This is a genomic window from Streptomyces sp. NPDC005017 (assembly GCF_042873115.1).
GTDB lineage: Bacteria > Actinomycetota > Actinomycetes > Streptomycetales > Streptomycetaceae > Streptomyces.
On sequence record NZ_JBIALD010000008.1, the window covers coordinates 157,749 to 179,402 of the forward strand.

General features: G+C 65.6%; 11 protein-coding genes. All 11 read right to left on the bottom strand.

The features are described 5' to 3' along the window. Positions 1–27 precede the first annotated feature (27 nt). The 11 genes from dpdD to ACFYR0_RS14960 all read right to left on the bottom strand — a co-directional run bounded on the left by dpdD (position 28) and on the right by ACFYR0_RS14960 (position 21,276). Positions 28–2,088 carry a protein DpdD gene (gene dpdD / locus ACFYR0_RS14910; protein ID WP_389326745.1) on the bottom strand — a complete coding sequence of 687 codons (2,061 nt, stop codon included), beginning with the start codon at positions 2,086–2,088 and terminating at the stop codon, positions 28–30. Then, a complete protein-coding gene (gene dpdK / locus ACFYR0_RS14915; RefSeq protein WP_389327093.1) occupies positions 2,085–2,597 on the bottom strand; it encodes a phospholipase D-like domain-containing protein DpdK in 513 nt (170 codons plus the stop codon). The genes dpdD and dpdK overlap by 4 nt, the downstream gene beginning before the upstream one ends. A gap of 2 nt (positions 2,598–2,599) precedes the next feature. Continuing rightward, the gene (gene dpdJ, locus ACFYR0_RS14920) at positions 2,600–7,006 is read right to left on the bottom strand and encodes a protein DpdJ (RefSeq protein WP_389326748.1); all 4,407 of its coding nucleotides are present in this window, start codon (positions 7,004–7,006) and stop codon (positions 2,600–2,602) included. Positions 7,007–7,117: 111 nt separating this feature from the next. Further along, a complete protein-coding gene (locus ACFYR0_RS14925; protein WP_389326751.1) occupies positions 7,118–7,798 on the bottom strand; it encodes a hypothetical protein in 681 nt (226 codons plus the stop codon). Then, positions 7,795–10,857, bottom strand: a complete 3,063-nt coding sequence (gene dpdH, locus ACFYR0_RS14930; protein WP_389326754.1) for a protein DpdH — start codon at positions 10,855–10,857, stop codon at positions 7,795–7,797. The genes ACFYR0_RS14925 and dpdH overlap by 4 nt, the downstream gene beginning before the upstream one ends. After that, positions 10,850–11,710 (bottom strand): protein DpdG, encoded by an 861-nt coding sequence (gene dpdG, locus ACFYR0_RS14935; RefSeq protein ID WP_389326757.1) that lies wholly within the window; start codon positions 11,708–11,710, stop codon positions 10,850–10,852. Before dpdG ends, dpdH begins: the two co-directional genes overlap by 8 nt. Positions 11,711–11,712: 2 nt before the next feature. After that, on the bottom strand, positions 11,713–14,292 hold the full coding sequence (dpdF, locus tag ACFYR0_RS14940) for a protein DpdF (protein WP_389326760.1): 2,580 nt from the start codon (positions 14,290–14,292) through the stop codon (positions 11,713–11,715). Next, positions 14,289–17,606 carry a protein DpdE gene (gene dpdE, locus ACFYR0_RS14945; RefSeq protein WP_389326763.1) on the bottom strand — a complete coding sequence of 1,106 codons (3,318 nt, stop codon included), beginning with the start codon at positions 17,604–17,606 and terminating at the stop codon, positions 14,289–14,291. Before dpdE ends, dpdF begins: the two co-directional genes overlap by 4 nt. A 563-nt stretch (positions 17,607–18,169) precedes the next feature. Next, the gene (locus tag ACFYR0_RS14950) at positions 18,170–19,636 is read right to left on the bottom strand and encodes a serine/threonine protein kinase (protein WP_389326767.1); all 1,467 of its coding nucleotides are present in this window, start codon (positions 19,634–19,636) and stop codon (positions 18,170–18,172) included. Positions 19,637–19,736: 100 nt separating this feature from the next. Beyond that, positions 19,737–20,030: a hypothetical protein gene (locus ACFYR0_RS14955; protein ID WP_389326770.1), complete on the bottom strand. Its 294-nt coding sequence runs from the start codon at positions 20,028–20,030 to the stop codon at positions 19,737–19,739. Between the two features lie 352 nt (positions 20,031–20,382). Beyond that, positions 20,383–21,276: a DUF5655 domain-containing protein gene (locus ACFYR0_RS14960; protein WP_389326773.1), complete on the bottom strand. Its 894-nt coding sequence runs from the start codon at positions 21,274–21,276 to the stop codon at positions 20,383–20,385. Positions 21,277–21,654: the final 378 nt, after the last annotated feature.

The following is a 21,654-nucleotide window of genomic DNA, read 5'->3' on the forward strand; positions in this document are numbered from 1 at the left end:
CCCGGATCGGACACGGTGAACGCCCCCTCATCTGCCGCGCTTGCGCCCGTCCTCGGCGGCTGCCAGTTGGGCGGAGCGATGGTGCAGCGCATCCACGATGGCACGCACCACCGACACCGACCCGGCCCCCTTCGGATACACCACGGCTTGCGCGTGCTGGCTGATGAAGTTGGTGGCGGCATGAGTAGCGCACTGTGTGATCAACACACTGAAGTCCGCGTGGCGCGCCACCTCCCGCAGCCGACTCGAGCCCACCTTGTCCCCGGACAGCGACAGCTTCACCTGGGGGTAGCGATCCGCCATCCACTGCTGCACCCGATCCAGCACCCCGGCATCCATGCCATACACCAGCACATGCGCCGGCAGGACGGTGACGGCACTGTCGCTGCTGGACTCCTCCTGCCAGGCCGGCCAGACAAGTTCCAACTCCAACTCATCTGACAGGGAACGCGCCGAGGCCAGGCACGCCTCGTCAAGCCGCTGGGCATGCCGATTAAGCGGGGCCAGCAACTCCAGTGCGGCCTGCGCGCGCACCTGCGGATCCGGGGTAGCGAAAGCTGCCAACCGGTCGACGAAGTCGAGCGCCTGGCTGGCTGTCTCCGAGGCGACCCACTCCTGCACCCGCATCGTCAGATGCTCAAGGAACTCGTCGTAATCGTCCGCGGACGGCGACGTCCGCAAGAACAACTCCAGCAGCAGATCCAACACGGCTAGATTCGCCGGATCGCGCCGCTGGCCGATACTGCTGGCGGTGATCTGCGCCAGCGTCAACGGCAGGGAGACACCGCTGCGGGAGACCTCCTGCATGAACGGTGACAAGGCGTACCGCCACACGCTCTCATAGCCGACATCGCTCAGGCCGGACAGCAGATCGGCCAGGGCTGCATCCACGCCTGCATCCGCGGCCAAGGGCAACTCAGTGCCGCCCTCGGCCTCCATATCCCGGCAGACCTGCAGTGCGGCCTTGTCTCCGTCGGCCACGGCCGCGAGCAGTTCTTCCCACGACGCCGGCACCCACGCCAGGCCGACGCTGGATCCAACCGCTGTGCCAGTTGCACCCGCGGCGCTTGCATCCGCTGCAGGGCCTGCTTCTTCTGAAGATGCGCCAGAAGCAGGCACGCGGTAGAGGTCCATACCTGTCGGCACCGCCGACGACCGCTGCTCGGCATCCAAGGCCGCAATAGCGCGGGCCAACTCCGCTTCCTGCCCGCGCGCCAGGAGGCCGACCAGGAGGGCCGCTGCGGCTGCATCACTGAAGTGCACCGGATCTTCTTCGGCCAGCAGTGCAATCGGCACCCGCGGCTGAGCCAGCGCCACGCATGCCTTCTCCAGCGATCCCTCGGCCAACGAAGGCTCGAGACAGGTGGCGTAGATGGCGCTGAGGACCATGTCCTTCACCGCCCGGGGAGGATCCTGCAACAGGATTTCCCGCAGACCCGCCAGGTTAAGCAACTCCTGAGCCTGGCCCAGCACCGCCAGACGCTTGATCTGAAGATGCTTGAGGTTGGCCACCGACAGACCGCCCTGCCGGCCTATCTGGTCCAGAATCTCTGCGGCCACCTGAGGAGCGCCACCCACCAGCGCCGATTCAAAATCCGTCAGCAACCGGCCCAACGGTTTGGGCGCCGACCACGCCCGCTGGGGACTGTGCTCCACCAAGGCCAACATCCGCGTCAGCGCACCGTGCAGCGCCTTGCGCTTGTCCCGTGGAGCACGCAGCTTGAAGGTGCTGGAGGGCCCGTAACGGTCGGCAATCGCTGCCTCGATCACATCACCGTCATCCAGGTCTACCGGCACGTCATAGCCGACCTTCGCAAAAGACGGGCCGACGAAAGCCACCAGAAGATCACGCACCACGGCCGCCTCGTTCGGCCGCCGGGCAATGACGTAGTACGCGGACTCGGCCGTCGCCTCCCACAGGCGCGGCAACACCACAGGTGCCCGATGGGCCTGTAGAGCACTGTCGCGGAACACTGCGCACCATTCCGGATGCTTGCCCGCAGCGTTGTGCTGCGGATCGAGAAACAGATCGACGAACGTCTCAAGCGCCCCGTCCTGGCTCGTCTGGGTCTCCTCAGCGCTCTTCACGCCTGCTCCCACTCGTGCTGAAACTCCACCAGAGCCTGCGCAGCGGCGCGCTCGTCCACGGCGTACGTGATCTGCTCCTTGTTACGGGCAAGGCCGTTGCGGGTGAAGTTCATCGAGCCCTGGAGGATCCATCCCGGCCCCACCAAGCACTTTTCGTGAACGTCCTCGTCTTCGATCACCCGAAGGTCGCAGGCGGCATCCGCCCCGGATCGCAACCGTTGCACGAACGCCTCGTTGGCCGTGGCCGGCCGGGTCACCACCCGCACTTTCGTCCCGGCCCGTGCCAGCAGCAACAGTAGTTCCGACAACCGGCAACGCTCGGGCGGGTCCTCGCCGAGCACATAGTCGAAGGCGCCATCGGAGTTGTCCACCAACTCCACGTCGCTGATCCACGCCGACACCAGCCACACCTCACCCTGCCCGCCGGCCAGCTGCGCCAACAGCGCCGTGCGGATCAGCGAGTCTGCGCGCAACGCACTGCGTGCATTCGTCCGCAGCGTCCGGGGCATGGTCACTGCTCCGACTCCTTGATGACAGATCGCACCAGAACGTGCTGATGATCTCGGCTTACTTGAACCACTTCTCCATACACCCGCATCACGCCGCGATCCACCTCAACGAGCGGGACCTGCAGCATCACCGCACGCAGAACTTCGGGCTGATTCAGCGGCAGCACCAAATCCACTTCCGCTTCGTGTGCCAGCATGTCCTGGTACTGCTCAACCCAGTCATCGGCCGTGGCATCAATACGCGGGACATCCTGGGCATGCACCAGCGCCACCAGCAGCCGATCCAGCACGGCCGGCTGCTCACTGTCCCGGTAGGGCTGATAGGACTCCAGGTGATGGTTGCGGGCCTGGTCGCCACGCGGCCACAACATGCTGAACGCCTGGTCTGCGGTCAAAGCCCGCGGCAGAGGCACCACACCGGCCCCCGCCGCATACGCCACCACCCGAGCATCCACCTCGATGCCCACGGCCTTCTCCAGGCCATCCCACGCCTGGATCAGCGCCCATGCTGCGGCATCCGTCATTCGGTCAGAGCCCGGACGCAGCAATCGCGTCGCCAACGCCGCCACATCACCATGCCGGGGGGCACCATCCAACGCGCCCCAGGCCGCTCTGACCTGCCCCAGCGCGGCTGCAGCCGCTCCGGCTGATCCAGCAATCCGCACCTGCGCGATGGCCTGGGCCAACTCCCCGCCCGGTTCCTCCTCGACGATATGCCGCAGCAGATCCGTCAGTCGCCGATCGGTGTACTCATACGCGTTAGGCCGCATGGCAGCCGCCACCAAGGTCCAAAAACGAGCCGGATCTTCACCGTACCGGTAGGCCAACGCCTCTACGATGCCCAAGCCCCCTTCGGAGGTCTCACTGATCCAGATCGTGTCGATGTCCTCGCCGGTGCTGGCCACCACATCGATGGTCACATCACCGTCCTGGGCATCAGGACAGATCCGCAACACCGCCTCGAGAATTGCGGCAGCCAACGTGTCGCGGTAGGCGCGCCGCGCAAGCTCGCCCGTGGCCTTTTCAACCTCCGCAGAAAACAGCAGCGCACCCGCCTCGTCCATGGCGCGCGCCACATCCGGCAGTTGGCTGAGAGCCTGCAGATCGGCTGTCACTCTGTCGGCAGCCCCGCCGCCCGCTGCCTGCACGCCACCGGCCGTCGGGTCCTGCCGATACAGCATCTGGATGACCTGCTCCACATGCTCACGCCACGCCCCGTCGGCCAACGCAGCATGGATCGCCTCCGGCGTCTCCTTCTGCAGCCCCCGTACAGCGAACGCTGCAAGGTAGACCAGTGCCAGCCAGCCCCGCTGGAACACATTGGCGTGCGCGCCGATACGAGCGTCCTCAGCGACGATGCGGGTGAACACCTTCGTACGCCACTGCCGTGACCGAAGGTGCTCCCTGATCCCCGGCGCTTCGACATCCAAGGCAGCCACCCGGACCTGGATAGCGTCCACTGAGGAAGCAAACCCCATGGCAGCATCCTCATTGTCCAGCGTGTACCGGACGGACACCCGCTCCCGGGACACCGGCGTACCTCGCGCGACGTCGCACACGGCACCGTAGGTCATGCGGCGCACTTCGATGGGGTTGCCCGCCGCATGCGTGGCAAAGCCCACCCCCACAATCCGGCCCTGCCAAGCCGCCAATTCTGGCACAGTGGCCTGCATCGGGCTGCCCGACCAGTTGGGAACGAACTCGCTCGCCCACAGCGGACGCCCTTGGGAATGGCTGGCCACATCATCGGGCGGTGCGGCCAGGATCATCGTCTGCGGACGCGTGACCAGCACTGTCCCCACATCCGACCGGCCGCTGTTCCACCTGCCCTGCGGGAATTCGAGCTCGACGATCTTCCTCAGATCGATGGTGACGTTCGTCGAGCCCGCCGGCACCTCCAGCCATGTGCGGTGGCGGTCGCTTTGGTAGCCGTATCGGCGACTGACTCGACCGGGAACCGCTTCCGCAAGCGCCCGTCCTACCGGCAGCCGTTCCTCACTGTCGGTGGAGAAGGGCAGCTTGAACTCCACTTCCGGCAGATTCAGCGGATCAAACAGCGAGCGGGTGATGAACTCCGGCAAGAACGCAGAGGGACCGGCTCCGGCATCGCGGTGGACCGCATCACGGCCCACCGCGATGCGCCGCATGATGGTCGGCGCCACAGCCAGCATCACTGACCGCGGCTGTTCCCACAGCAGCGCCAGCACGCCGTCGTCATCCAGTGCCAATGACTGCTGCAGGTGCACGGTCAGATCGGCCAGCAACCCGTCGTCGCCGCTCAGCAAAGCAGCCAGGTCGCTGCATATCTGCTCCCGCGCACGCTCATACTTCTCATCCGACCTCGGATCGGCGGTGTTGGTCAGAAGCAGGCGCGCATCCACGTCGATGCGCCGCTGGCGCAGTCGCATGCCCAGCCAGTCCACCAGTGCCTGCGCGCCTTGAATCTTGACGATATGGCGGTTGCCCAGCGGAAGGTTCCGCGCAGCGACTTCGGGGGAGAACAGCGCGTCGTAGCCCTGATAGGCCAACCGGTCCCGGCCGAAGTCGGACAGCGTCACCACCGTCAATGGTCGTGTGCCACGCTCACGCCCGGCACGGCCACGCCGTTGCAGGAACGACGCGGCATCATGCGGAGCCTTGTGCTGCAGCACCAACCCGACGCGGGGATCGTTGAAGCCCACCTCAAGCGACGCCGTCGCCACGACCAGATTGGCTTCCGCATCAACCCCGGCGTCCTGCGACGAGGTTCGCCCGATCAGTAGCGGCCGCTGGGACAGATCGCGACTGAGATGGTGTCCGATCCGCTCGGGAAGGTCCCACGACTGGCCGGCCGCATACCGGGCGTCCAGCCCTGGCAGATCTGGACTGCGCAGCGCCGCCAAGACAGGCTTGTCGCGTTTCCGGCGTCCCTGATGGCCTATCTGGCCTCCTTCGGCATCTCGCAGGTCGTCGTACAGCCGGTTGGTGACATCCAGGTCATCGGTGAACAAAAACCCCCGACTGCCATGTAGGGATTGCCGCAAAGGAGTGTTGTGGTCGAGCAGCCGGCCATGCAACATGGCGGTCTGGATCGCCACCGACAGCAGACTCACACCCGAGACCGGATCGCCCCGCAGAGCCAGCGCATACTCACGGCCCTCGCTCTCCAGGTCGTCCGGGTGCGGCTCGATCAAGGTGACCTTGTCAGCCTCCAGTCCGGTCAACTGTGCCATGAACTGGTCGGCCTGCCGCAGCGTTGCACTCAGCCCCACGAACATCACGGGACTGCGCCGGGCGTGGCGCCATCGCCGCAACAGCAAGGCGGTTTGGGCTCCGGTCGAACCGGAGTGCGTGTGCACCTCATCCAGTAGCACCATGCGCGGTCCCGCCCCCGGGGTCCAGCCCAGCACCCGTCCCAGCACAGACCCGGCACTGGCCCGGTTGAGCATCTCGGTGGTGGTGAAGAGCAGCTTGGGAGCCTCCTGACGCAGCGACTGCCGCGTCAGCGCCACCATCCCCGACGGCAACTCTTTGCGACACTGCGTACAGCGCAGTACCTCTCGCTGCTCCTCGATATCGCGACGCGACCAAACCAGTTGGCCGCCCTCGCACGACGGGAACGGGCAACCCAGGTAGGGGCAGATGAAGGCGTCGCCTGCAGCCTGCCACGCCTCCGCACGCTTGGCCTTAGCCTTAGCGATCAGGTCCTTCGCGTTCCACGGCGTTTTGCCATACAGCACGCCGATACGCGGAGCGTTCAAGCCCCGCTCTTTCAGTCGCAGGTTTCTCTCCACTGCGTCCCGCAACTGGTCCCGCAGTAGTTCCACCCGCGGATACAGCGCCAGGGTATGCACCGTGTTGGCGCGCCGGTCGTGTACCAGGGCCGCAAAGTCGGGCAGATAAAACGCCAGCGTCTTGCCGCTACCGGTACCCGCACTGACCACGACTCCGCGCGAGTCGGCAGCCTGCAGACCCCGCAGCACCGCTTTGGTGGCGTCGACTTGGAACCGGGACAGGGAATAGGTGCCGATCTGGCTGCGCGCCACCTCGGCATGCAGGTCCGTCCACCCGGGCGCCTGGGCCATCTCGGCGATCGCCTCAGCGGCTGGAATGTTCCGCTTGGGATAGCGGCGTTCGGCCACGTGCAGGCGGTAGTCCGCCACCAGACGCCGACCCTGCTCCCACCACCGATCCGGAAGCTGCGACGACCCGGGCCGAAAGCCCCGCGGGGCAAAAGTCTGCCGCAACGCCGCCGTCAGCCGCACGCCCTCTGCCAAGCGCGTGCGGTAGCGGTCGGGACCGCTGGGCAAGCGGAACAGCAGATGCTGCTGCACCAGGCTTTCCAGCAGCCCGTCGCCCCCTATCTGAGCGGCCTCAGGATCCTTTTCCGCCAGCTTCCATAGCGCACGCAGCACCTCATCGCGCGCCAAGGCCCCCTCCGTCACCCCCCAGGACAGCAACGGCAACTCTAGGTTTTCAAGTACCGTCAGCGCACGTCCAAGCAGAGCGCGACTGGGAACCGTCTGCGAAGCCACTGACCGTCAGTCCGCCTTCCGGGTGACAGAGATCCAAACGTCCTGATCGTATTCACGCAGCAACGCAATGTCATCCGCGCTCAGATCACGCAGCGTCAACCCACCTGCGTCGATCCGCTCAATCAACTGAGCAAGTTCCGTCGGCACATCGCTGGGCGCATGCTCCAAAAGACGCACCACATCCGCGTAAGCGGTGCAAAAGGAACGGATCACAGTGCCATCGACGGTCCTCTTCTCAGCATGCGTGCGCATCTCCCGCAGCAGCGTCTCCGCCTCACGGCGCTCCGCCGGAGCCAGGGCCGCAAAACGCACTGACGAGACGCCGCCCACACACGCCCGCGCCCACTCCACCCAGGTCTCCCGGATCGCGGAGGCGAACTCCTTAGCGCACGCCTCGAGCGCTCTTTGGGCTTCCGTGAACACCCGGTCTGCCGGAAGACCACCACGCGATTTGTTCTCAAAACGCTCATACGCGCTGACCAAAGGCGCCAGGTCCACCGACTGCCCTGTGCGCTCTGTAAGCAGCGCAGCAATCCCCACCTGCCCGGTGGCCTTCTCCAGCGCGTTGCGCACTTCGTCGATGCGCCGCACCACTCGCTCCTGCTGGGCAGCGTCCTTCTGCGCCTCGGCGATGTGCCGCGCCTGATTCTGCAGTTCGCGTGCCTTGTCCAGAACCGATGTGCTCATGCCTCGTCCTCCGAAGCCACTTGGGCGACCCGGGCGATCTGCTGCCAGGCGTCCATCAACGCTTCCATTTGCTGACTGGCTGTGCTGGCGGCTGTCTGCCCGCGCGCTTCGGCGGCCTGCAATGCATCGCTGAGGAATGCATCTGCCGCCTGCAGCAGTTGATGCATGCCGGCCAGGTGTGGGTCCCTCAGCGGGACGACGCCCTGCAGCGCAGCGGCCAACCTGGCAGGCCCCTCAAGGTCTGGGGTGAGCTTGGCCAGGTCTCTTTCCAGCACCGTCAAACTGGCCCAGTCAGCTTCCTGCATCTCCGCCATGAGTTGGCGAATCGCCGGAACCTGGCTGCCGCCTTCCAGCCCCAACTCAGCCGCTACCCGCAGTGAGGCGTCGATCTGGCTCAGCAGATCAGCCGAGCGCTCTCCTCGCGGGAACCACTGCCGTATCTCCTGCAGGAGAGAAACCAACTGCGCATGCTGAGCAGGCACCAGCATGCGCCACCCTGCCAGCGGCTGTGCAGCATCCTGCGCCCACCTGGGCAACTCGATGTCGTCCGTCTCCCACCGTTCGGCGGCACGACGCAGCAGGGGCAATGCCCGGGCCGCGTCGATGACCTGCACTGCGCCCGTTCCCTGTCCCACACCGAGTGCTCCGCGCAGCTTGTCGACCAAAGCGCCTCGCTTGGCAAGATGACTGGCCAGGCTCGTCTGCCACAAGGGTGTACGAGAAGAGATATCGGAGCGCGGCCAGGACTGGCCGGGATTGAAGGCAGCAGCATACAACTGTGACAGCGGCATACCGGGGTGTGCGTGGCCGGCGAGCGCTGCACCCATAAGCGACACACGTAGACCCGCTACCAGGTCATCATCGCCGACTTGGGACTGCTCAGTGACGCGTTCACGCAAGACGCGAGCATAGCGGTCAGCCATGCTGGACAGGCGCACGACGTCCTGAGGCCGCACCCCAACTGCGGACTCAACGCTCAGCAGAATCAGGCTTTTGAAGAACTCAGCGTTGGCGGGGGTGCGCTTGAAAATGACAGGCGAGTCACCTCGAGCCAGCGCTTCAGCCGCGGCCTGCTCGATGGAGACTGTGTTCGCCTTGTTGGTCCAGCCGGCCTTGTCAGCGTCATTCACACCGAGCGGCTTCACCGGCGGGTGCAGCCAGTCCTGACGGTAGAAGGCAGCCCGCGAGACCACCGAACGTACGCTGGAGGCTTCCGCCGTCGGCAGGCCGGCATCACCAGTGCTCCAACTCTCCACGAGATCCAAACGCTTCTGCAGGCTCCGTGGCAAAAGCGAGTGACCGTCGACGGCCGGGTCGGCCACGGGGGGCTTCACGGACGTCGCTCGGGGAGTCTGTGCGACTGGCTTTACGCGATCGGAGTCGAGGGAAAGGTCCGGCAGAGAGAAGGCAGCAGCGATACCGGGCTCGAGATTGACGAGTTCGGTGGGGCTGTCGGCCCAGAACTCCAGGAGCTTTTCACGGCGTGCGCCGTCGGCCTGATCGAGATCCTCGATCTGTTCCCGCACCCGGCTGGCGAGGGGAAGGTCGTCCGCGTCCCGGTTGCTCTTGAAGCGGCTGCGGAACTGTTCGTCGGGGAACGAACCCTCTTGGATGCTGTCGTAGCCCTCGGTCAGGACGGGAATCAGGGCCCGGCTGAGAACCCTCCGCGGCACAAAGGCGTGCGGTTGCTCGGCCGGAGCGACCGCGTGCACGGTCCGCCGCAGAGCAGGGCGGTTGAACGGATACAGGCCGTAGCCTTCGGTTGACTTGCCGAACGCGTCGTGACACGCGGTCTGGACTGAGCACCCCTCGCACCGGTTGGGCACCGACTCCCCGGCGTGTGCCTCCAACTCCTTGCGTCCCACCCGGGCTGCGTTGAGGTAACGGCCGGCGAAGGAAGCGATAGCTTCAATGCTGTCGCGGTCGTTCAGGACGAGGTCCAGGTTATAGACGTGGCCGCCTGTGGAGGCCTCTATGCGGGTGCCGACCGTCTCCGGTAGGTCGTGGAAGTAACCGCTAGTGATGGCCATGAGCGTGCGCATCGGGGCGAGCACGGTGCGGCCATCGCGCTGCGACGTCTCCGTGATCGCATCGAGTAGATCGCCCTGGACCCCTTGAATCAAAGCGAAGTCCTCGACCAGCAGGACGATCTCCTTGCCCTGCTGTGCGTAAATTTCACGCACCTTCTTCATCGCATCCAGGACACGTCCGCCGCCAAGGGAAGAGGTGGCCTGGACCGATTTCTCCCAGTACTCGTTGAGCAGGTCCACAGCTGCGTCGCGCATCTCCGGCTTCGACAGCAGCAGTCTCAGCATGACCCTGGTGGGCGCGGCAACTCCGTCCATGGACGAGGCGACGCTGAGTGGAAGGTCGTCAACGCTGAAGCGGGGAGGGCGCTCGGAATCCGAACCACGGTCGCTGAGCATATGCTCAGCGAAGCGTGGAACGAACTTTCCCTCCTCCAGCATCTGATCCTGTAGGACCGGGTCTTGCAGGATCAGCGCCAAGCCTTTCGGGCCAGCGAGCTGCCGCTGTCGACCACGCAGCCCGGCAGAAGTGGTCCCCGCAAGCGCGAGCATCAACTCATTGATGAGCCGCAGGGCCAACGCGGAGGCATCCATGCTGCTGGTAGAACCGCGCACATCCGCGCGAATCTTCGAGATCTCCTCGTCGTCGATGCCTTCCAGCAGCGACTCGATCACGTGTCGCAGACTGGTCTTGGACTTCTCGAGGTAGATCACCTTGCGTTTGTCCGAAGCCGGGAGGTTCTCCCGTACCCAGCGGACCAGATGTGACTTCCCGGATCCGGATTCGCCGACGATCGGCAGGAGCACGGTCCCCGTCGCAGTCTTACGTCCCAGGAAATCCTTAAGGACGTCCTTCTCGTTGACCACCTGGCCGGTGTTGTTGAACGACCTACCGTCGATCTCGGCACGCTGGATCTGGAGGGGAGTGTGCGTTGCCAAGAACACGGCAGAAGAGGCCACCACCGCCTCGGTCTGGATCGTCGAGACGACCCGCTCGATGTCCCAGCAGACGTAGTCGCGCAGCTTAGGCATCGTCGCCCTCCAGCAGGGTGATGGATGAACAAATACGGGCAGAAGACCGCTCCGGGTCGTGGAGGTTGATGACCACGGAGGCGTCCGAGTCCTGGCCCAGGAGCAGCCAACCTTCGTGCTCGCCGCGCATCAGGGCAAAGGACAGGGCGGCACCTGCGACCTTCGGAGCATCAAGTGCATAACCCAGCGACACGGCCAGTGCGCCACCGGCCAGCACCGGCAGTTGGCTGCGCAGCAACTGCAAGACGGTCATGGAATCGGTGGAGCGGCCACGCTCCAACCCGTCGGTGAGAACCTGATGCACGGCACGCGTGCAATCGGGCACGTGCCGACTGGCCGTGTGAGGTGCAGGCGCAAGCATGCCCAGCGCGGTGCCCCAAGCAGCCAACGAGGGCCACCGGGTGTCATTCGCCAGCACCAGTTGGCCATCGGGTGCCGAGCGGTTGTACAGCTGATCGATGGTCGCCCAGTTGAAGGACTCTTTGAAGGGGTCTCTCGTCAGGATCCATGCAAGGGCGCGACGAATGTCGTCGGGTGGATCCGGTACCTCCCCATCGGCGCCCAGAACGGCTGCGCGGGTCACCCTTTGGAATCCCGCATAGTCATCCACGCCGATCTTTTCCAGTCCGCCGGAGAGCGACCAGTTGTCGTCTTCAGACCGGACCGCCAGGCCCAGATCCTTGAGTGTGCTCAAGGAGTGATGCACAGGGCCAGAGTTTTTTGCCTCCAGTTCCCCGGGCTCCAGGTACGTGGTGATTGTCTTTTTTGGCGTGGATTTTCCTTCCGCCGCCATGAAACGCACCACGGCCCAAACGATTCCCGGGGATGGGGTGGGGACGTTCAGCAACTGCATAGTTAGAGCCCTTTTCTCGCATGCTGAAGGGGAAGCGTGGCCGCATGGGTGTCGAGGAGGAGCAGGCCGGGCCTCTCAGGATCTTCCGCCTTCTCCGGATGCAGCAGATATACAGGCTCGCCATCCGACATGCGCGACCACACGTCAGCATCCACGACGGATGCGTCTCCCTTCTCCACCCACACCATGAGTCCGTGAACCTCGTGCACAAGACTGCCGTCGTAGTCGAACACCACAGCAGTCGAGCGTGCCTCCTCCTGGATCTGGGATGCCTGGGTGGCGTCAAGACCGGGACCGCCGAAGTAGGACACCCCGGCCCGTGCCAGGCGTATCAACAAGGGCATCAGTTCCGTGCGGCGTTCTTCGCCGCTGCGCCAGTACAGGCACAGACTGGGGCTGTAGGGGTGCAGAGGGGTGAGCGGAGCGTTGTCGCGTGGCCATTCGGCGATGTCCGGATCCGGGGACAAAGGGGTGCGATACAGAGTCCCAGGGCCGCTGGGCGGCAGACCGTGCCGTCGGCAGGCAGGACACCCGCGGCACGCCGGCATCGTGTAGAAGCCGTTGACGGTGTAGTACTCCGTCAGGTCATCGGCCAGGCACCGCTCACGCAACAGCAGTTGCTCCATCCGCTTAAGGGCACGGTCCTGGGCCACCTTGATGTCTACGCGCACACGGTTGATGGCGGCAGCGAAGTACTCGGGATTATTCGTCTGCCCGTCCTTGAGGTCGACATCGACCAGGTCGGATGCCTGTTCGTAGAACGCGGTCAGCCGCTGCTCCCACGCTTGGTCATCCTCGCCGTGTGCGCGTTGTGGCGCTTGGGGCGGGGAGATCTCGATCAGCCCGGCACGGACCATGAAGTTGAGGATCTGCTCGTTCCAACTGCGGTGGCGTTTGTATCCCTCGGCCAACCGCGCAGGTCGGTCCGTCAGGTTCAGCCGATACAAGGTGCCGTCTGTGTGGGGGCGCTGCAGGAACATGCCCTCATACCAGCGCTCCCAGGCGGTGGGGGCAGAGATGAGCTTTTGGCGGTTGAGGCTATGCGCTATCTGGCGGTCTGCGGGGCAGGTGGCGAGGTAGGCCAAAGAGGGGCTGCCGTCACGGCCGCCGCGCCCGACTTCTTGGTAGTAGCGATCCACCGTTTCCGGCAGGCAGGCATGGATCACCGTGCGCACATCACCAAGGTCGACTCCAAGCCCGAAGGCAGAGGTGCCCACAATGACGTCGAACCGTGTCGAGACAAGCGTGTCATCGCTGCGGCCCGCCCACCCGGACAAAGCAGCCCGCCGCTCCTCTTCGGTCGAATCACCATGCACGGTGGCCACACGGCGCAACCCGGCCTCAGGCAGTCGCTGCAGCCACAGCTTGGCGTCCTCACGCCGCGCCACATACAGCGCCAGAGGCTTGGGCAGACGGGTGACAGCTTCCAGCACGGCCTCGGTACGGTCCTCCTCGGAGGAGTACGAATCGAGGAAGTAGGCCGGTTCCTGCCGCAACTCCGAGGCCCACACCATCTTTGCCCGCCGCGGGCGGGCAAAGAGATTTTCCAGGGTGCGCACCTGCTGCTGCGTGAGAGTGGCGCTCATGGCGACGGTCCGTGGCGCCCGACCCGGCAGAGCCGCCGTCATCCAGGAGCGGCGCTGTGCGGCCAGGGATTGGAAAGCCGTGCGGAAGTCGTTGCCCCACTGCTCGACCAGGTGAGCCTCGTCCAGGACGAGGTAGTTGAAATGTCCTGCTTTGGCGGCCTCCAGCAATGCTGCCTGCAGCCCCATGGTCACGGCTTCGGGAGAGGCCACCACCAGACCTTGGCGTCCGGAGACGATGCTGTCGCGCATTTCTTGTTTGGTGGCAGCATCGAGCGAGCCGACATAGGCATAGCGGCGGTGGGAAGCGCTGGGATCGTTGCGGCCCAGCAGGCTGCGGATTCTGCGTTCCATGTCGATGGCCAACACCACCGTGGGGACCACGAGCACCGACACGCCGCCGTGGGCGCCGGCCAGCATGCACGCTGCCAGAGCGACCGGTGTCTTGCCGTGCCCGGTGGGAAGGCACACGATTGCGGTTTCCCCCGGCGGCATCATGGCGAGCGAACGAGCGGCCTGCTGCTGGCCCCGCGACAGGTAGTGGTGGTAATCCCAGACATGGGTCCAGAAGGGGTCGGCTGGCGTGTGGTCCAACGCGCGCCGCATCGGGGAGTCGGTGCCCAAAACCGCGTGGCGGACCTGGTCAAGCCCTGCTTCCCGTGCTGCAGCGGATTCCTCGGCCGGCGCCCACATCACGCCCCGCAACAGAACGCGCTCGCGGTCGAAGAGCGCGTCACATCCGCCCGCCCGCCACTGCTCGAGCGTCGGCAGCCCGGCGCGCAGCGGGACCGGCAGTCGATCGGTGTTGCCCAGGACTTGTGCCCGCAACAGAATCTGATGCGTCAGCGTGACGACGTCGCGCCATCCGCTGTCGCCACTGTGCAGTCCGGCCAGTGCGTCGCCCAACCGGCGCACCGTTCCTTCCTGCGTAGGATCCGGGGTGACGGTCGGCCACGCGGCAAACAGGTGCCGTGCCTGCCCCCATTCGTCTTTGCTCATTTCTGCACATGCTCCAAGCCGCGACGCACGACACACACCGCGGCGACGATGCGGATCACCGGACGGGACAGACCATTGGCCAGGGCCTGCAAAATGGCCGCGTCGGTGACCAGGCCTTCGGTGTCTCCCACCAGGTGTCCTGCGGCGCGCCGCGCACCGCACTGGGCGTTGAGAACGGCTGCTACTTCCAGGGCCTGCAGCTGGGCTTCTTCGCAGGTGGCCGCCAGATTCGTGTGCTGGTGCAAGAAGCCCAGGGCGGCCTCCGCAGCCTCGCGGGCAAAGGAGCCGGCAGCCTCCTGCCCGCCAAACAAGGCAAAGTACTCATCAGCGCGTGCGCTGTTGTAGTTGCGATCACCCTTGCTCTTGTCGTAGGGGCGATTCAGCCAGTCGCACTGCGCCGGGTGGGTTACCGCCCGGTTAGTGCCCCCTTGCACCCACACCCGACGCACGAACGGAGCCAGGATGCGGTCCGCCTGCCGACGCAGGGCACGCGCCGCATCCGGGCTGTCTTCCACACACGACAGAGCGTCCGAGACGTCGGCTTCAACGAGAAAGTCAAAGCCGTAGTACGGCTGGGGCTCCTCACCGCGAGGCATCTGTGGATCGATCCGGCGAAAGACCGCGCTTTGGCCCAGGTCATCGTTGAGGACTGCTTCACTGAGCAGGTCCACCAGCGGGCTGCCCAGCCGGAACAGCCGTGTGCCAGGGCGCCGCAGCGCCGATGAACGGTTGAACAAGCCCAGCGCCAACGCGTCATCGCTGATCCGTTGTTGTACCCGCTGCCAGTGCCGAGGCGCCAGCAGGGGGTGCGCTGTCCGCACGCTGAACTGCACCGCTGGCGCGCCATCCACCGAGCGCGTCACGTGCGGCAGTTTGATCCCTCCTCCGTCCGCGGCGGTGTAGCCCAGAAGCGCCGACTGCATGTGCGTCCAGTCCGTTTCCGCATCGATCAAGGACGCCGGCACGCTGCGCAGACCCTGGCCCGCGGTGTGGATGGACTCCAAGAGGTCCATCTTGGCGATCTCCTGCTGCTCCTCACGCAGTCGTCCCCGCACCTTTTCCCGCTGCGCCAGCAGCCCTTCGGGGCCGGCGGCAAAGGCCTGTGCCCACACCCCGTCTAGGGACTGGGCAATGGCATCCTGCAAAGTCGAGGTGGAGGCGTCAAAGACCTGGTAGCCCTCGGTCAGCAACGTCGCCCACGCCTCAGTAAAGGAGGCATCGCTGCCGTTCTCGTCGGCCAGACGGAACTGCGCTGCGGGCACGTCCGCTCCTGCCTCCTGCGCACCGGGGTAACGGTCGACTCGGCCCATCCGCTGCTCCAGTTGGTTCGCGGACCAGGGCAGCCGCAGGTGGAACACTCCGTCGGCCACCTGCAGGTTCAAGCCGTCCTCGGCGGAGTCGTCCGCAACGAGCACCGCCTGTCCCGTGGCACCAGACCACGCTGTCAGCGCATCCGCAGCATTGCCTGGCCCCTGGCGATGAGTGTGCTCGGCCACCGTCAGACGGCCGAAGCGGCTGCGCAGATACTCGGCCAGGTGACCGGCCAACTGCCCCGGTCCGCAGAAGATGACCGACTTCGTTAGCCCACGCAGGTGCGGCAGCAGAGCATCCACGAGTACCCGCAGGTCCTGCCGAGCAGGAGAGTGGTCCTGTTCCTCCACGCCGCTGAGCAGGCTGCGCTCCTCGGCCACCACCGGCGCCGCGGCCAGCAGAGCCACCTCCGGCGCGCTCAAACCGGCCCGCTTGGCGGCAGCATGGTCCTCGTCCACACGCCACCGCAGCACGTCCACGACATCCCCCGGCCACACCGTCGCCCGAGCCACAAGGACCGCGAGGACCATGCCGTAGGCGCCGCTGCGCTTGTCGGTGGTTTCCTCGTTGTCCATATGGTCGCGCAGTTGACTCCACCAGCGCAGGACCAACTCTTCCCCCGCTTCGCCGGCGCCGGGGGGAGCGGGTATGAGCGTGGGCTGCATCCGCCCCCGCACCGCATACGCCAACCCCACCGTGTCCGGGTCGGGGCTCTCCCGCAGCACCGCCTCGCGGCGGTGCCGGATCACACGCCGGTGAATGCGGTAGGACTCGCTGAGATGAGCACGCACCTGCGCGACCCGGTAGCTGAACTCGCCCTGCAGTGCGTCATCAACCAACTCGTCCTCATCGTCCAGCAACGCCAGGACATCCTGAGCAAGTTGGTGGAAACGGGTGTCGGTGTCCGGGAGCAGTTTGGCGATGTCCTCGAGGCTGTCGCGGATCACGTAGTTCAAATCCGGATCGAGCGATTGGACACTGTCGGCCAGGGCCGAGCGCATCGCATAGCGCTGCTCGAACTCTGATTGCCGATCCCACCGGTACAGCTCCGGATCCAGCAGGTGCAGCAGGCCCAGATTGGTCAGATAGTGCGAGGTGACGGGCGTCGCGGACAGCAGAAGCAACCGCTCCGCAGAGTGCGCCAGCGCACACAGTTCCCGATAGGGCGACTGCTGCGGGCCCGACTGCACCAAAGCGTGCGCCTCATCCACAACCACGAGCGCACACCCCTCGTAAGCCTGCCACTTGTGCGGAGTCTCATGCGAGGTGACGACCAGTCGCTCCATCGGGAAGTCTCCGACGTGAAACTTCTCCTGAAGTTCCCGCAGCCACTGCCGGCGCAGCGCCGCGGGAGAGACGACCACCACCCGCGCAGAAGGATCATCCAGCAGGACCTGCCGGATCACATATCCCGCCTCGACCGTCTTGCCCAGACCCACCTCGTCGGCCAGAAGATAACGCTGGACGGGATCAGACAACACCGTCAACGCAGCCTCTACTTGATGCGGGTAAATCTCCACCGAAGAGGACAAAAACGTCGCCATGCCTGCGCAGGCGCCACGCTGCCGCACCAGGCTGCGCAGCATCGGCAGACGGGCGTCCCGGAAGGGAGCCGTGCTACCTCCCCGCACGGCGAGATTGGCCACGGGATTCTGCACCGGACGATCCCAGCGGACGTAGAGATCGTCCACGGGGACCGGGAGGTCGTAGTCCGCATTGGGGAACCGCACGATGTACTCACGCTCACTGGCATGAACCACCCGCCCCGCGTTCCACGCCCCGCTGCGGCTCTTCCACCAGATGCGCTCCTCGCGCTCCAGGAGCACCCGCTGTACCAGTTGATCCGCAACCCACTGCGAGTCCGCGACCGTCGCGACCGGCGACTCGAAGTAGTCGACGCGGACGCGCCCCCCCTCTACCTCCCCAATCTTGCCGATCCCCAGGCCGCCCGACACTCGGACAAAAGCACCACGTCTGAAGCCACTCGCGTGACCGTTCTTCATGATCTTGCCCCCACCTGCTGTGCGGCTAGCCCCTCCCCAAGGCGCACCCCCCAGGTGCTATAGCCGCATATCCTTCGCCATTTGATCACATGCTCTATGGGTTGTTGAACCCTTGATAATCCGCTGATCTCGAAGAGGAGATGCGACGACACACTAAAGATGTAGCGCGCAACGGATAATAGGGGGCGGAAGACTCCCCTCGTCACCGTTTCCGCAGGTCGGACGCCACAAGGGACAAAACCCCATGTATCAGCCGGACGGGACAGCTCGCCCATAATCGACGTCACCGCGTCGCTTGCGCCCGCCCTGCGTCCAGAAGTCACGTCACCCTCCAAAGTCCCAAGTTTTCGCCCCAATCGACGACGCTGCCCGACTTCGCGACCCGCGCATTGCGTCCTCCGGTGGACTCTGCAGCAGTGCAGGCGCACGGTCCTCCATGGCCCAGGGGCGCCGACGGGACGGTAACTGGCGGGCGTTCGCGTCCTCTCCCCAACACGTATCCGAGTCCAGGTACTTCTTGACGGTGCCCGATAGGGGCGGCGCGACAGCGCCGCCCCTATCGGTTACTTCCTCCAGGTTCCTTCCGGGTCGCGCTCGGGCATTCGGCTCGGGTGGCCAAGCTGTCCGGTGGCGGCTTTGGCAAACCAATCGGTCCACCTGTCGATGAACTCGTCCAGGTCCCCGACCGTGAGCGGGATGAAGGGCCAGGCCACCTGGTTCATAGCCATGCCAGGGCTGACCGCCCCACGAGCCTCGTGGTGAGGGTTGAGCGCGAAGGGGTCCATTAGGGATGACATACCACGCAGCGGGCTTGCCATGAAGGCGGTCTCGAACCACTGGTACCGCTCCGCTGTCTGAGCGTCGGAGTACCAGAGGGAGTGGCTGCGTCCCTCGTAGCCCTGTCGGTTCTGAGGGATCTTTAGTTGCACGGCGGCGTAGGCGATCACATCGAACGGCGCCCTCGTATCCGTGTCCCAGGCGCCGGGATCAGTTTCCTTCGAGCTGGTGAAGGTCAGCTGAGCATCGGATAGTCGGACGGTCCAGCCTCCGTCTTTCCCCTTGCGGACGTCCGCCGTGGAGACAATGTTCGTGATCGTCGTCAGGAGTTGGTCGGAGATGAAGTTGAGCGACGTGCGGGCGGCTTCCAGAAGGTCCCGTCGGCGTTCGGCTTCGGTGGCTTCCGCTGACGCCTGACGATCGGTTTCGGCGCGGCGCGCGGCCTCGGCCCGGTTGGCCTCGGCCAGGGCGGCCAGTCCGCCTGACAGGGCGGCGGCGGGGAGGCGGCGCAGCCTCTCCAACACGTTGCCGGCCGCGGGGCGGCCCTGCGGGGCTCGGAAGAGGCATTCGGTGATCAGCGCCGCCAGGAGGGCGGGAGCGGTGGTGAGGGGCGGCGGGGTTCCGTGCAGGTGCTGCTCGTAGAAGTCATGCTCGTGCGGTCCGGTGAAGGGCGTGGCGCCTTCCAGAAGCTCGTACGCGAGGACACCCAAGGCGTAGATGTCACTCGCGCTCGTGGCCCGGCCACCCTTCCAACGTTCGGGGGCCATGTAGGCAAACGTGCCAGCGAACTTGTAGGTCTGCTGGGCGGTGGTCGCCTCGGCGTAGCGCGCTATTCCGAAGTCGGCCAGACACCAGCGTCCGTTGAGCAGCAGGACGTTCTCCGGCTTGAGGTCGCGGTGAACGATCCGGTCGTCGAGGTCGACCAGAGTTTCGGCCAGGTCGGACAGCACAGAGACGGACTCGCTCAAGGACAGCGCTCCGTTCTGCTCAAGATGGGCGCGCAGAGACTTCTCAGCACGGGGCATCACCAGCACCCACTGGTCTTCGTGCTCACCGCTGTCGATGATCGGCACGATATTGCGGACGCCGCCCAAGTCGGTGAACAGCATCTCGCGCTCGGCGCCAGGCTGCTTGTGCACGAGCTTCACCGCCGCCCGCTCTCCGGCGGCGTTCTCGGCCTCATACACGGTGCCGAAGCCGCCGTTCCCGATGGGCTCGCCAACGACCCATTCCTCGTTCAGTACCAGCCTCATGGTGCGTGTTGTCTCCATCGTCAACTGCGGTCCCTGTAGGGCACCTTCGCCCACACTTCTATCGTCCCAGGCCCCACTGACAATCGAGCGTCTGTCCAGGTCAGGACAGGTCGGTGGTGCCGACGGCGGCGCGACGCCCGTTGCGGGCCCACCGCTTGAGGTCGACGACCTGGTAGAGGAGTTCAGCGCCACGCTTGCCCGCTGGGACTGGGAAGGTCGGGTCGTTCGCGCGGGCGTAGCGCAGTGCGGCGAAGCCGGTCTCCGGCAAGTGGTGTTCGTGGGCTTGGCGCAGGCCCACCGCCTCGTCGTCTGCGTCCGCCAGCGACGCAGCCGCCCAGACTGCCGAGGCACTGCGATGAGCCAGCAGCACCAGGACGAACGGACTCGCATCCACGAGGCCATGGACCGGACCCTGGTCGGGTGACGGCGGCCACGACATCTACTGGCGCCGTCACCCGAGGCGAGCAGCACGCGATCAAGGTCCTGTTGCAGCTCCTCGACGAATTCGCTGCCGAGCGAGAGGCAGGCAGCACAGGGCGCACAAGTATCAGACTGACCGAGACGTCCCATCGGTCATGGCTAAGCACCCCCTACATAGCAGCAGATCCCCGGTTAGCGAAACCGGGGATCCACCGCACCCTTAAGTAATCCACCGCCACTCCCTGACCACTACATCGAAAGGCAGCGCCACGACGAAGTCCCACAACCGCATAACCCGCCCGGCCGTCCGCCAGGACGAGAAGCCACTACGCCGCGGCGTAGCTGAGGCGGAACAGGTCCTGGGCGCGTTCCAGGTCCCGGTCCGTGCGCAACTGCACCTCCAGATCGCCGGTTCCGTGGTGTCCGAGCCCCGTCACGTCCCGGGTGAAGCTGGGGGCGAGGTCGACCTCCTTGGGGTCGGCCTTGAGGTAGACGAGCAGCTTGGTCTTCTGCGGCGGGCAGACGCAGGCGAAGTTCCGCAGCCGCTGGTACGCCCGGTAGGTCCTGTTCTCGACCTTGGTGATGTCGTCACCGAGCCCGAGCAGCACCTCGTCGACCGCGGCGGCCAGCTCCGTCATCGCCCTGTCCTCCCGACGGCCGCGCGGCGTCTCCGCCCCGCGGCGACGCCGGGCGGCCCTGGAGACGGCGGTCTGGCCGGTGACGGAGGCGACCGTCTCAAGGCCGATGTGCTCGTTGCCGAAGAATCGGTAACGGACCAGGTCGATCGAGCGGCGGTGCTCGCGCACGGCATGAACGTCGTAGCGAGTGAAGTCGCCGGCCACGCAGATCAGCCTCGGCGCGCTCCACAGCACCTGGGACGCGACCGCAGCCCCGAGCCGGTCGCGGACCAGGTGCCGGAACGCGTCCTTGTGGTCCATCAGCCACGCCATGTAGAAGAGGCCCTGATGGATCACGCCTGCGTCGGTACCGCGCTTGTATTCCACGACCGCGGGCGCGTTGTTCTCGTCGATACCCAGCGAATCGATGCGCCCGCCGTGGACGGGACCGGTGCTGTACTCGCTCGCCAGGAACCGCACCCCGAGCATGGTCTCCATGTGCGCCTCGATGAGGTCCTGCACATCGGCCTCTTCCTCGGCCAGACGCGGCATGACCTCGGTCACGCCGCCTTTCGTCGTGTGGAACAGCTTCAGGCCCGACACCTTCCCCTCCTCGGCTCGGAGAGCACCAACGCCGGGCGGGAGCAGAATTGTTTCCGCGAGGGGCTTCGGAGCCGTGAAGAAAGTGTGAGACCCTACGTTCGGTCTAACTGGGGAGCGCTTGCTTCCCCCAACCACCAGGGATTTACGATTCCCCCATGCGTCCCCCGCACCCCGGGGGACACCGCTAGGAAGCCGCGTTTTCGCAGGTCATCCCCGTAGCTCAGTGGATAGAGCAGGCGCCTTCTAACCTTGATCGTTCATGAGTCCCCGTCACTTGCTGACGGGGATTCTGTGTCTGTGTGGTGGGGTCTTTTCAGGGTTGGGGCAGGTTGAGGGCCCGGCTGTCGTGTCGGGTGGGCGCCGGGTTCCACTTCGCCG